Annotated in this window: 11 protein-coding genes and 1 pseudogene; 6 read left to right on the top strand and 6 right to left on the bottom strand. The window is 54.3% G+C overall.

Features of this window, described 5'->3' with window-relative positions:
* Nucleotides 1-2: 2 nt before the first annotated feature.
* On the bottom strand, nt 3-455 hold the full coding sequence (locus P2W74_RS21595; RefSeq protein ID WP_276293177.1) for an acyltransferase: 453 nt from the start codon (nt 453-455) through the stop codon (nt 3-5).
* Between the two features lie 141 nt (nt 456-596).
* On the opposite strand from P2W74_RS21595, the gene psiE reads away from it, so the two are divergent.
* A complete protein-coding gene (gene psiE / locus P2W74_RS21590) occupies nt 597-1,007 on the top strand; it encodes a phosphate-starvation-inducible protein PsiE (protein WP_276293176.1) in 411 nt (136 codons plus the stop codon).
* Nucleotides 1,008-1,125: 118 nt separating this feature from the next.
* Here psiE and malG read toward each other — a convergent pair whose 3' ends face one another.
* The 4 genes and pseudogenes from malG to malE all read right to left on the bottom strand — a co-directional run bounded on the left by malG (nt 1,126) and on the right by malE (nt 5,034).
* Nucleotides 1,126-2,016, bottom strand: coding sequence for a maltose ABC transporter permease MalG (gene malG, locus P2W74_RS21585; protein ID WP_276293175.1), 891 nt, complete (start codon nt 2,014-2,016; stop codon nt 1,126-1,128).
* 156 nt (nt 2,017-2,172) lie between these two features.
* Nucleotides 2,173-3,717 carry a maltose ABC transporter permease MalF gene (gene malF / locus P2W74_RS21580; RefSeq protein WP_276293174.1) on the bottom strand — a complete coding sequence of 515 codons (1,545 nt, stop codon included), beginning with the start codon at nt 3,715-3,717 and terminating at the stop codon, nt 2,173-2,175.
* Nucleotides 3,672-3,830: pseudogene (locus P2W74_RS23730) on the bottom strand (hypothetical protein); the annotation flags it as partial. The pseudogene P2W74_RS23730 and the gene malF, both read right to left, overlap by 46 nt.
* A 13-nt stretch (nt 3,831-3,843) precedes the next feature.
* Nucleotides 3,844-5,034, bottom strand: a complete 1,191-nt coding sequence (gene malE, locus P2W74_RS21575; protein ID WP_276293173.1) for a maltose/maltodextrin ABC transporter substrate-binding protein MalE — start codon at nt 5,032-5,034, stop codon at nt 3,844-3,846.
* Nucleotides 5,035-5,405: 371 nt separating this feature from the next.
* Between malE and malK the strand changes: the two genes are divergently transcribed.
* The 5 genes from malK to ubiA all read left to right on the top strand — a co-directional run bounded on the left by malK (nt 5,406) and on the right by ubiA (nt 10,544).
* A complete protein-coding gene (gene malK / locus P2W74_RS21570) occupies nt 5,406-6,515 on the top strand; it encodes a maltose/maltodextrin ABC transporter ATP-binding protein MalK (protein ID WP_276293172.1) in 1,110 nt (369 codons plus the stop codon).
* A 74-nt stretch (nt 6,516-6,589) separates the two neighbouring features.
* Nucleotides 6,590-7,915: a maltoporin gene (locus P2W74_RS21565; protein WP_276293171.1), complete on the top strand. Its 1,326-nt coding sequence runs from the start codon at nt 6,590-6,592 to the stop codon at nt 7,913-7,915.
* A gap of 113 nt (nt 7,916-8,028) precedes the next feature.
* Nucleotides 8,029-8,982 carry a maltose operon protein MalM gene (gene malM / locus P2W74_RS21560; protein ID WP_276293170.1) on the top strand — a complete coding sequence of 318 codons (954 nt, stop codon included), beginning with the start codon at nt 8,029-8,031 and terminating at the stop codon, nt 8,980-8,982.
* 180 nt (nt 8,983-9,162) lie between these two features.
* Nucleotides 9,163-9,660 carry a chorismate lyase gene (gene ubiC / locus P2W74_RS21555; RefSeq protein ID WP_276293169.1) on the top strand — a complete coding sequence of 166 codons (498 nt, stop codon included), beginning with the start codon at nt 9,163-9,165 and terminating at the stop codon, nt 9,658-9,660.
* Nucleotides 9,661-9,671: 11 nt separating this feature from the next.
* A complete protein-coding gene (ubiA, locus tag P2W74_RS21550; protein WP_276293168.1) occupies nt 9,672-10,544 on the top strand; it encodes a 4-hydroxybenzoate octaprenyltransferase in 873 nt (290 codons plus the stop codon).
* 95 nt (nt 10,545-10,639) lie between these two features.
* On the opposite strand, the gene plsB is transcribed toward ubiA, so the two are convergent.
* Entirely contained in the window at nt 10,640-13,060 is a 2,421-nt protein-coding gene (gene plsB / locus P2W74_RS21545; protein WP_276293167.1) for a glycerol-3-phosphate 1-O-acyltransferase PlsB, read from the bottom strand.
* Nucleotides 13,061-13,182 lie beyond the last annotated feature (122 nt).

Raw genomic sequence — 13,182 nt, 5'->3', positions numbered from 1 at the left:
GCCTACAGTCTGCGCAAGAGCCTGGCCGGATTTCCCGCGTAGACTCCTTTCTCGGTAATTGATTTTGTCACCACGCTGCCTGCGCCAATCACGGCACCATCGCAGATGCTGACGGCCAGAATCGTCGCACCGCTGCCGATGGAAACCTCATTGCCAAGGGTAATTCGCCCCCAGCTGCTACGGTCGGCATTGGGTTTTCCTTCCCGAAACATATCGTTGGCGAACATCACGCCGTGCCCGATAAAGCACCGGCTTCCGACAGTGACATATTCGCAGATAAAGGTGTGCGACTGGATTTTGGTGTCGGCGCCAATCTGCGTGTTGGCCTGTATCTCAACGAAAGGCCCGACAAAGACGTTGTCGCCGAGCGTGCAGTCATAGAGGTTGGCGGGCTCATAGATCACCACATTTTCGCCGCAGCTAACGTTATGGACGGTGGACTGTTTTAACTGCATTTTTCATTTTCCGTTGAAATCAGTTGAAGCAATGATGATCGCCTGTTGACTCTGCCTGAACAAAATATAAACAAAAAATGTAGATCTCTGTCACATTTCTGCGTTATACAGGAACCTCGCTACTGAGAAAGAGGTGCTGTTATGACGTCGCTATCTCGTCCGCGTGTTGAGTTTATCTCCACGATCCTCCAGACCGTGCTGAACCTTGGACTGTTGAGCCTGGGCCTGATCCTGGTCGTCTTTCTTGGCAAAGAGACCCTACATCTGGCGGATGCGCTGTTCGCGCCTGAGCAAACCAGCAAGTATCAGCTGGTGGAAGGGCTGGTGGTCTATTTCCTCTATTTTGAGTTTATCGCGCTGATTGTGAAGTATTTTCAGTCAGGCTTTCACTTTCCGCTGCGTTACTTTGTCTATATCGGGATCACGGCCATTGTGCGGTTGATCATCGTCGATCATAAATCTCCCATGGATGTATTGATCTACTCGGCGGCGATCCTGCTGCTGGTGATCACCCTGTGGCTGTGTAATTCAAAACGGCTAAAACGGGAATAAAAAAAAGGGCGCTCCGTAGAGCGCCAAATCACAGTCACAAGTTGGGATAACGTAAGTTGAGGGTAGCAGTGGCATTGCCCGTTGCCGGGCGGGTCTAACACAGGTACTTCGATGAAACTTAGCCTTTCACACCGCCTGCCGTCAGGCCGTTAACCAGCCAGCGCTGCGCCAGCAGGAACACGAGGGTGATTGGAATAGCAGACAGTACGGCGGCGGCGGCAAAGTCGCCCCACAGATAGTTTTGTGGGTTGAGATATTGCTGCATACCGACGGCCAGGGTGTAGCTATTCACATCTCGCAGCAGCAGAGAGGCGACCGGCACTTCGGTGATGGCGGCGATAAACGACAGAATAAACACCACGGCCAGAATCGGTACGGAGAGTGGCAACAGCACCAGGCGGAAGGCCTGCCACGGGGTTGCACCATCCAGCGCTGCCGCTTCTTCCAGCGAACTGTCGATGGTTTCGAAATAGCCCTTAATGGTCCACACGTGCAGCGCAATGCCGCCCAGATAGGCGAAGATCACCCCGCCGTGGGTATTCAGACCGATAAACGGAATGTACTGGCCTAGGCGGTCAAACAACGCGTACAACGCCACCAGAGACAGCACCGCCGGGAACATCTGGAAAATCAGCATCCCTTTCAGCAGGGTCGCTTTGCCCGGGAAACGCATACGGGCAAAGGCGTAAGCACAGGTCGTGGAGAGCGTGACGATACCAATCGCGGTGATGCCCGCAATTTTCACCGAGTTCCACAACCACAGCAAAACCGGGAAGGGGGGCGGCGTGACGCGACCATCAGCGTGTTCCACGCTGAAACCCAACGCCAGTCGCCAGTGCTCCCAGGAGATGTTTTCCGGGATCAGGCTCCCGGTGGCGAAGTTACCTTCGCGCAGTGAGATAGCGATAACCATCAGCAGCGGGAACATGATGGCCGCGATGAAGATCAGCAGCAGAAGATGCGTGGTAAACAGGCGCAGTTTCTGAGATTTCGGTTGTACCATAGCCATAATTTTCATTACTCCTTAGCATCGCTCCAGGCTATTTTGCTTGCCATTTTGAACCCGGGCAGTGCTCAAAATCCTCACGTACTACGTGTACGCTCCGGTTTTTCCGCGCAGTCCGTGTCCAAACTGGCTGCGCCAATAACGCCTGGTTAATCAGGCTTAATCAAACTTCATACGCGTGGCTTTCAGGTTCACAATCGCCAGCGCACCGACCAGCAGGAAGATCAGCGTGGCAATCGCCGCCGCCAGACCAAAGTCCTGGCCGCCGCCGCCTTCGAAGGCGATGCGGTAGGTGTAGCTGACAAGCAGGTCGGTATACCCGGCTGGCGTGGTCGTACCGAGTCGGTCCGGACCGCCGTTGGTCAACAGTTGAATCAGTACGAAGTTGTTAAAGTTAAAGGCGAAGCTGGCGATCATCAGCGGCGTCAGCGGCTTAATCAGCAGCGGCAGCGTAATTCTAAAGAAGTTCTGGAACGGGGTTGCACCATCCATTGCCGAGGCTTCATACAGGTCGTCCGGAATCGCTTTCAACAGGCCCATGCACAGGATCATCATGTACGGATAACCGAGCCAGGTGTTGACGATGATAATCATCGAACGGGCGGTGGTCGGGTCACTGAACCAGGCCGGTTTTATGCCAAACAGCGTGCTCAGCATCATGTTGATTTCACCAAAGCTCTGGTTGAACAAACCTTTGAAAATCAGAATCGAGATAAACGACGGAACGGCGTAAGGCAGAATCAGCAGCACGCGGTAAATCGCTTTGCCTTTCAGCGCTTCCCACTGTACCAGGCACGCCAGCACCATGCCCACCGCCACGGTCAGAAGCACGGTGAGAACGGAGAACACCACCGTCCAGACGAAGATAGCGAAGAACGGTTTCTGGATCCCTTCATCGGTAAAGACGCGGGTGAAGTTCTTCCAGCCAATGGTCACGGTATAGCCCGGGCTCAGTTTCTGAGTATCCCAGTTTCCCTCGGCGTTGACGGACTGGTAGTAACCAATGTCGTTATTCGCACGGTATTTCACGCCGCTTTGGTTGTTCGTTAGCGTACCGTCGTCAGCCAGCGAGTAGAGCGGTCGTGTGCCGGAGAACTGACGCAGTGAGCTCATAATAACTTTGCTTTCATCCGGCAGGATGGCGGTTAACTGGGTCAGCGCCTGGCGGTTCTGGGTGATCACACGCAGATTCGCGCGCTCACCGGCTGGCAGGGCGTCGGTCTCTTTCAGTTGCAGTTTTTGCTCGCCGCCAAATTTAAAGGCGTCGGAGAGATAATTTTTACCGCTTTCACCGTCGGTGAGGGCCAGTTGCCACTCGTCACCCGCCGGATACAGACCAAAATTGTAGGTTTTTCCCGCCTGATAAGAACGGTCCATCAGGACTTGCTGGACGCGTTCGAAGGAAAGCTGGTTGGTGCTACTGTAGTTAGTAAATGCGATGGCGATAGTACAAATCAGCGGGAACAGAACAAACAGCCCCATACCGGCCATACCCGGATAAACATAGCGCCAGGCGTAAGCCTTACGATTGGCGAAAATATACAGGCCAGCTGAGCTTAAAATCAGCGTCATGATGGCGAACAGATATTCCCCTTGTGCATACATTAAAACGACAAGGTAACCCACCAGCAAGCCCAGCAGACCAATCACTGACCATTTCAGTGTGTCGCTTTGCCACCAATGTTTCTTTTTAATGACATCCATGGGGATCTTCCTCTACAGCATTGAAATCTTGTGGCAAATGCGCCGGATGGCGGCATAAATGCCTTATCCGGCCTACGATCTTCTGTAGGCCTGATAAGCGCAGCGCCATCAGGCGCATCGACAGCATTACTTGGTGATACGGCCCTGCGCGTCTTTCAGCGCAGCGTCAACAGTCTGACGGCCGCTGGCGGCGTTAATGACAGCTGTACGAACCGCGTACCAGAAAGCGGCCATCTGCGGAATGTTCGGCATGATTTCGCCTTTCTGGGCGTTATCCATGGTGGCAGCGATACGCGGGTCTTTTGCTAACTGATCCTGGAAGGATTTCAGCGCAACGGCGCCTAGCGGTTTGTCCTTGTTCACCACATCCAGACCCTGATCGGTCAGCAGGTAGTTTTCGAGGAACTCTTTCGCCAGTTCTTTGTTCGGGCTGGCGGCGTTGATACCGGCGCTCAGAACCCCAACGAACGGTTTAGACGGTTTGCCTTTGAAGGACGGCAGCAGTGTGACGCCGTAGTTCACTTTGCTCTTGTCGATGTTCGACCACGCCCACGGACCGTTGATGGTCATCGCGGTGTCGCCTTTGTTAAAGGCCGCTTCAGCGATGGAGTAATCGGTGTCTGCGTTCATGTGTTTGTTCTTGATCAGATCAACCAGGAACGTCAGGCCCGCTTTCGCGCCCGCACTATCGACACCCACGTCTTTCACGTCGTATTTGCCGTTTTCAAACTTAAACGCATAACCGCCGTCGGCGGCAATCAGTGGCCACGTGAAGTACGGTTCTTGCAGGTTGAACATCAGGGCGCTCTTACCTTTCGCCTTCAGCTCTTTATCCAGGGCAGGGATCTCTTCCCAGGTTTTCGGAGGGTTTGGAACGAGGTCTTTGTTGTAAATCAGAGACAGCGCTTCAACCGCGATGGGGTAGGCGATCAGTTTGCCGTTGTAACGTACGGCATCCCAGGTGAACGGATAGAGTTTGTCCTGGAACGCTTTGTCCGGGGTAATTTCTGCCAGCAGGCCAGACTGCGCGTAGCCGCCGAAACGGTCATGTGCCCAGAAGATAATGTCCGGACCGTCACCGGTTGCGGCAACCTGCGGGAATTTTTCTTCCAGCTTATCCGGGTGCTCAATGGTCACCTTGATACCGGTGTCTTTCTCGAATTTTTTACCCACTTCAGCGAGGCCGTTGTAGCCTTTGTCGCCGTTAATCCAGATAACCAGCTTACCTTCTTCAATCTTGGCGAGAGCCGAGGCGGAAAACATCATCGTCGTCAGTGCGGACAATGCGAGGATGCGTGCGCCAGTCTTGATTTTCATATTCCCCATCCTTTTTGGTGAAGTGCTCGTGGATACTCAGAGGTGGCTTGACGGTTCTTAGTTTCTTTATACGGCAACCTCTTTCCATCCTCCTTGTCACTACGCCCCACCCCTGCTTTATGTGACTTGTGTTGCATAAATGTGAGTAATGCGTGTTGGCGCACATAAAAACACACTGCTTTTTGCAGGCTACGTCACGAAATTCCCCTGCAGTGTGCAGCCCGGGTCTCAGAGCCTGCTTTCTCATCCTCCCGCCTCCTCCCCCATAAAAAAGCCGGGGGGTGGAGGATTCACGCGGCCAATCGATAACGCATAGTCGGGACATGATGAATGTTGCTGTCGATGACAGGTTGTAACGAAGGGAGAAGGGCATGGCGAGCGTACAGATGCGAAATGTAACGAAAGCCTGGGGTGACGTGGTGGTATCGAAAGATATCAATCTCGACATTCACGAAGGGGAATTCGTGGTGTTTGTGGGACCGTCAGGCTGCGGTAAATCGACATTGCTGCGTATGATCGCCGGGCTTGAGACCATCACCAGCGGGGACCTGTACATCGGTGAAACCCGGATGAACGACATCCCGCCCGCCGAGCGTGGCGTCGGCATGGTATTCCAGTCTTATGCGCTCTATCCCCACCTTTCTGTTGCCGAAAATATGTCGTTTGGACTCAGGCTGGCGGGCGCCAAAAAAGAGGTGATGAACCAACGCGTCAATCAGGTGGCGGAAGTGCTGCAGCTGGCGCACCTGCTGGAACGCAAACCGAAAGCACTCTCTGGCGGACAACGTCAGCGTGTGGCGATTGGCCGTACTCTGGTAGCTGAACCGCGCGTGTTCCTGCTCGATGAACCCCTTTCCAACCTCGATGCCGCACTGCGCGTGCAGATGCGTATCGAAATCTCCCGTCTGCATAAACGCCTGGGTCGCACGATGATTTACGTCACCCACGATCAGGTCGAGGCGATGACGTTGGCCGACAAGATTGTCGTGCTGGACGCCGGTCGCGTCGCGCAGGTCGGTAAACCGCTGGAGTTATACCACTATCCGGCAGACCGCTTCGTGGCGGGCTTTATCGGTTCTCCGAAGATGAACTTCCTGCCGGTGAAAGTCACCGCGACGGCGATCGATCAGGTTCAGGTGGAGTTGCCGAATCACCAACACGTCTGGTTGCCGGTTGAAAGCCGCGATGTTCAGGTCGGCGCAAATATGTCTTTAGGTATTCGTCCGGAGCATCTGCTGCCCAGTGATATCGCCGATGTCACCCTGGAAGGCGAGGTTCAGGTCGTCGAACAACTTGGTCACGAAACGCAAATTCATATCCAGATCCCCGCCATCCGTCAAAACCTGGTGTACCGCCAGAATGACGTGGTGTTGGTAGAAGAGGGTGCCACATTCGCTATCGGCCTGCCGCCAGAGCGTTGCCATTTGTTCCGTGAGGATGGCACTGCATGTCGTCGGTTGCATCAAGAGCCGGGCGTTTAAGCATTCCCATTAAATACGCGAAGTCTGCAAAAGACGATGTGTAAAAAAGAAAAGCAATGATCTCAGGAGATAGAATGATGATTACTCTGCGCAAACTCCCTCTGGCAGTTGCAGTTGCAGCAGGCGTTATGTCTGCTCAGGCAATGGCCGTGGATTTCCATGGTTATGCTCGTTCCGGCATTGGCTGGACGGGTAGTGGCGGCGAACAACAATGTTTCCAGGCAACCGGTGCTCAAAGTAAATACCGTCTCGGTAACGAATGTGAAACCTATGCGGAATTGAAATTGGGTCAGGAAGTGTGGAAAGAAGGCGATAAGAGCTTCTACTTCGACACTAACGTCGCCTACTCCGTAGCACAGCAGAACGACTGGGAAGCCACTGATCCGGCATTCCGTGAGGCGAACGTGCAGGGTAAAAACCTGATCGACTGGCTGCCGGGTTCGACCATTTGGGCTGGTAAGCGCTTCTATCAACGTCACGACGTTCATATGATCGACTTCTACTACTGGGATATCTCTGGTCCTGGTGCAGGTATCGAAAACATCGATCTGGGCTTCGGTAAACTCTCCCTGGCGGCGACCCGTTCCCAGGAAGCGGGCGGTTCTTACATTTTCTCCAGCAACGATATCTATCGTGACTTCAAAGACACGGCAAACGACGTCTTCGACGTTCGTTTAGCGCAAATGGAAATTAACCCGGACGGTGTGCTGGAACTGGGCGTTGACTACGGCCGCGCTAATAAGACCGACGGCTTCAGCTTTGCTGACGGCGCCTCCAAAGACGGCTGGATGTTTACTGCTGAACATACCCAGAGCATGCTGAAAGGCTACAACAAGTTTGTGGTTCAGTACGCGACTGACGCAATGACCACCCAGGGTAAAGGCATTCCACAAGGTTCCTTCACTGGCAATACCTTCCCAAATGGCAACAACGATGGTTTCGTTAACAACGACATCAACAACAACGGTAGCCTGGTTCGTATCCTTGACCACGGCGCCATCTCTCTGGGTGACAGCTGGGACCTGATGTACGTCGGTATGTATCAGGATATCGATCGTGATGATAACAACGGTACCACCTGGTACACCGTGGGTATTCGTCCGATGTACAAATGGACGCCGATCATGAGCACCCTGATGGAAGTGGGCTACGACAACGTCAAATCTCAGAAAACCGACGATACCAACGACCAGTTCAAAATCACCCTGGCGCAACAGTGGCAGGCTGGCGACAGTATTTGGTCTCGTCCGGCAATCCGTCTCTTCGCAACCTACGCGAAGTGGGATGAGAAATGGGGCTATGACAACGGCGTTGCATTCAGCGACACCAGCACCACAACCTACAGCCGTGGCGACAACGATGAGTGGTCCTTCGGTGCCCAGATGGAAATCTGGTGGTAATACATCGCTAATCTGACGTAAAGACCTAAAGAGGGGCGCAAGCCCCTCTGTTCTGGAGTTTAGCGCGCTATTGCCTGGCCACCGCTGAACCCATGCTATCTGAGGTGATAACAATGAAAATGAAGAAAAGTCTCGTTGCCCTTTGTTTATCTGCAGGGTTATTCGCAAGCGCACCGGGCGTGACGCTGGCGGACGTGAATTATGTTCCGCAAAACACCAGTGCTGCGCCTGCGATTCCAACTGCTGCGTTACAACAATTAACCTGGACGCCTGTCGACCAGAGCAAAACGCAGTCCACACAACTTGCCACCGGCGGTCAACGCCTTGATGTCGCAGGTATTAGTGGCCCGGTTGCTGCCTATAGTGTACCGGCAAACATTGGTGAGCTGAACCTGACGCTGACCAGCGAAGTGAACAAGCAAACCAGCGTATTTGCGCCGAACGTTCTTATTCTTGATCAGAACATGACGCCTTCTGCTTTCTTCCCCAGCAGCTACTTTACCTACCAGGAGCCGGGCGTGATGAGCGCGGATAGCCTGGAAGGGGTGATGCGTCTCACGCCAGCCCTGGGCCAGCAGAAGCTCTATGTTCTGGTCTTTACCACCGAAAAAGATCTCCAGCAGACCACTAAGCTGCTCGATCCCGCTAAGGCATATGCAAAAGGCGTCGGTAACGCCATTCCGGATATCCCTGATCCTATCGCGCGTCATACCACCGACGGCCTGTTGAAACTGAAAGTGAAAACCAACAGCAGCTCCAGTGTGTTGGTGGGGCCGCTGTTTGGCTCTTCCGCTCCGGGTCCGGTTACCGTCGGCAACACGGCGGCGCCTGCGCCAGCGTATGCTTCCCCGGCGGCGGTTGCTGCCGCGCCTGTCGTCGCGCCAGCACCGGCGAAGAAAAGTGAGCCCATGCTGAACGATACCGAGAGCTACTTCAACAAAGCCATCAAAGATGCCGTCGCCGCAGGTGACGTGGATAAAGCGCTGAAACTGCTTGATGAAGCTGAACGCCTGGGGTCCACATCTGCCCGTTCCACCTTTATCAGCAGTGTAAAAGGCAAGGGGTAACCGTCTCCCCGCATTGCTGATTTTGCAACAACTGGTGCGTCTCCTGACGCACCTTTTTTTATCATTCCATGCGAATTGTTACACTCCTGTTGCGCAACAGTTCACTTAATTATGTTTACGCCTCCCGTAATCTCTTTTCTGCGATACAATGCCCTCACGTTATGAACTGGAGAGCAAGGCATGCCACACCCTGCGTTAACGCAACTGCGTGCGCTGCGCTATTTTGACGCAATCCCTGCGCTGGACTCCCAACAGCTGGACTGGCTGTTACTGGAAGATTCCATGACCAAACGTTTTGAGCAGCAGGGAAAACAGGTAAGCGTGACGTTGATTCGGGAAGGATTTGTTGGCCAACATGAAGTGGCGGAAGAACTGCCGCTATTGCCGACGGAATCCCGCTACTGGTTACGTGAAATTCTGTTATGCGCGGATGGCGAACCCTGGCTTGCCGGGCGTACTGTGGTGCCTGAGTCAACGTTGTGCGGCCCTGAGCTGGCGTTGCAAAATTTGGGTAAAACCCCGCTCGGGCGTTACCTGTTTACATCGTCGACGTTGACCCGCGATTTTATTGAGATTGGTCGTGATGCAGCGCTGTGGGGGCGTCGTTCCCGTCTGCGGTTGAGCGGAAAACCGCTCCTGCTGACAGAATTGTTTTTGCCTGCATCGCCGTTGTACTGAGAGGAAAAGATATGGAGTGGAGTCTGACGCAGAATAAGCTACTGGCGTTTCACCGCTTGATGCGTACGGATAAGCCAATCGGCGCGTTACTGCTGCTCTGGCCAACACTGTGGGCGCTGTGGCTGGCGACACCCGGTGCGCCGCCGCTGTGGATTCTGGCGGTGTTTGTGGCGGGCGTCTGGTTGATGCGCGCGGCGGGATGCGTGGTGAACGACTATGCCGATCGCAAATTCGACGGGCACGTCAAACGCACGGCGAACCGACCGCTGCCCAGCGGCGCCGTTACCGAGAAAGAAGCGCGGGCGCTTTTTGTGGTTCTGGTGCTCCTCGCTTTCCTGCTGGTGTTGACGCTGAATACGATGACGATTCTGCTGTCGGTCGCCGCGCTGGCCCTGGCGTGGGTTTATCCCTTCATGAAGCGTTACACGCATTTACCCCAGGTGGTGCTGGGTGCGGCGTTTGGCTGGTCGATACCGATGGCGTTTGCCGCCGTCAGTGAGTCAGTCCCGCTGAGTTGCTGGTTGATGTTCCTCGCCAACATTCTTTGGGCAGTGGCTTACGATACGCAATACGCCATGGTGGATCGGGACGATGACCTGAAAATCGGCATTAAATCAACGGCCATCCTGTTCGGTCAGTATGACAAGGCGATCATTGGCATCCTGCAGGTGGGGGTGTTGGCCTTGATGGCGCTGATTGGCTGGATGAACGGGCTGGGACTGGGATATTACTGGTCGCTGCTGGTGGCTGGCGCCCTGTTTGTCTATCAACAAAAACTGATTGCGCACCGTGAACGCGAAGCCTGTTTTAAAGCATTCATGAATAACAACTATGTTGGCCTGGTGCTGTTTCTGGGGCTGGCGATGAGTTACTGGCACTTCTGATAAAAAAGCCCGGTGGCGCTCGCGCTTACCGGGCCTACATTATTGCGCAGAACCGTAGGCCGGGTAAGGCGAAGCCGCTACCCGGCTTTTTAACATCACTCGTCCTGCGTTGCGCTTTCAATGGTTAAACGCACATCTGAGGTGATCAGATTAGCCAACATCTGATAAACCTTCATCGTCTCTTCAGGCTCCGCATCACCGGTATCGCTGATGTACTTCTCATCACGCAGGGTCAACACCAAAGAGCTGAATACCGCTTTGTCGAAGAACTCCGGCGCGTTGATCCCGTGCAGCACAGAAAGACGTTGAGCCACGGTGCGGCTCTCTTTTTCCAGCGTGCCGCGGTTAATCGACGGATTTGCACTCAGTAGCCAGAAGGTGATGGCATAACGTTGCAGCGTTTCACGCGCGCCCGCTGCTAACAGTTGCAGCGTACGGGAATGCGCGGGGTTGATATTCAACTCGTCATTCTGGACGGTAATCAGCCCCTGACGCTGCATTTCGCTTACCAGCGCGTCGATGACGCCCGCCAGTTCATCCCGCTCCCAGCGCAGGAACAGTTCTGCTTTCAGCATCGGGTAGAGAATTTCAACATGCTCAAGCAGCGCGTCGCGGGAGATGCGGCGATGCTGTGTCACGATGGCCGCCATCAGTGAAGGCAGAACCAGCATATGCGCAATGTTGTTGCGATAGTAAGTCATCAGTACCGCCTGCTCGCGCGGAAGAATGATGATATCGCCGATGGTATCTTTCTCGACCTCGAACTTGTTCATTTGCAGCGCGTGGTCAATCAGCGCGCTGGCGCTGACCGAAGGAACCGTAGAGTCGGTGGAATACGGGACATTGCGCATCAGATCCAGATAACACTCGAGCTGCTCCGTCAGTTGCTCACGCGTTAACGAACGCTGACGGGATGCGAGCAACGCGGTGCAACACAGGTTCATGGCGTTTGCCGCGCCCGCTTTGTTAATGCGGACCATCAACTCAGCAGCGATACCATTGACCGTTGGCGTCAGCCAGGCGGGACGCACGGCTTCGATCGGATCGATAGATTCACGCCACTCAGGAACATGCTGATTCAGGTACGTCATCAACGGCATCGGTTCGCCAAAGTTGACGTAGCCCTGACCCAGATTACGCAGCTTGCTCAAGCCACGCAGCATTTGCGGCAGGCTCTCTTTTTCTTTCGTCGCGCCACGCAACTCTTTGGCGTAGGTTCCCACTTCCATCACGTGCTCGTAACCGATGTAAATGGGTACCAGAGTGATCGGACGCGTACCGCCGCGCAGCATCGCCTGAATGGTCATCGACAGGGTGCCGGTTTTCGGATCCAGCAGACGGCCGGTACGGGAACGCCCGCCTTCCACAAAATATTCAACGGAGTAACCACGGCTAAACAGCTCGCCGAGATATTCGCGGAAGACGGTGGAGTAGAGTTTGTTGCCCTTAAAGGTTCGACGAATAAAGAACGCGCCCAGGCGGCGGAAAATCGGGCCAGCTGGCCAGAAGTTCAGGTTGATACCGGCAGCGATATGCGGCGGCACCAGCCCCTGATGATAGAGTACGTACGAGAGCAACAGATAGTCCATATGGCTGCGGTGGCAGGGCACATAGACGATTTCATGCCCATCGTGCGCCAACTGGCGTACACGCTCTGCGTTATGGACATTGATCCCCTGATACAGTCGGTTCCAGGTGAAACCCAGAATGCGGTCGGTCAGGCGGATCATCTCGTAGGAGAAGTTGGCGGCAATCTCTTCCATCAGCGCAATAGCGTTCTGCTGCGCTTTTTCATGAGAGATTTTTTTGCTGCGCGCTTCGTCTTCTACCGCGCGAGCAATGGCTTTTGACGCCAGCAACTTGTTAAACAGATCCTGTCGGGCAGGCAGACGCGGACCGACCGCCGCCAGACGCTGACGGGCGAAATGCATTCGCGCCACACGCGCCAGTTTTTGGGCAATAATTTTGTCGGTTCCGTGCTCGTCAGCCATCCGTCGTAAGGAAACGGAAGGCGAGAAGCGGACAAAACTATCGCGTCCCAGCCAGGAGACGGCAAAGAATTTCTGTACGCCGTTCAGCATACGCAGAGGGGGATTTACCTCACCCTTTTCACGCCCCGGAGAGCGGCCGAACATCACCGATACCGGCACCATCTGTACATCCAGGTCTGGATTACTGCGGTGAAGGTCGAGGTAATTGTGAAAGAGTTTGATCGACTCTTCTTTCGGCGTGTAGTAGGTGAATACGCGCGGGCCGCCGTGAATAAACACATAACGCGGCAGCAGAGTTCCGTCGATCTCCAACGGCTCTAACGGGTCGGGGAGATCGTGCGCCAGGCATTGGGCGCGCAGCGTCAGCAAGTCCGCTTTTGAGTTGTACGGTAAAACGTACATAATGGGACGAGATGTATCGAGCCCCAATTCCGGAGCGGGTTCCGCTGGAATAGACTTGCTTTTTACCAGTACGCTTAATGGTAAATTCAGTAATTTGTAGTAAATTCGTGGCCAGCCAGACATAAACGATGTAAAGCCTCTGGTTAATAATGCAAATGCGCTGCAAGGATATCAGAAAGTCTAGCGAATTTCTGGTGTATCCCGTCATACTTCGCGCCGCTGTAACCCGAATTTCGTGGGTTAAC

It is taken from the genome of Citrobacter enshiensis, from assembly GCF_029338175.1.
GTDB classification, from domain to species: Bacteria; Pseudomonadota; Gammaproteobacteria; order Enterobacterales; family Enterobacteriaceae; genus Citrobacter_D; species Citrobacter_D enshiensis.
Note: the sequence above shows the minus strand (reverse complement) of the source record. Positions and strands in the feature narration are given on the sequence as shown.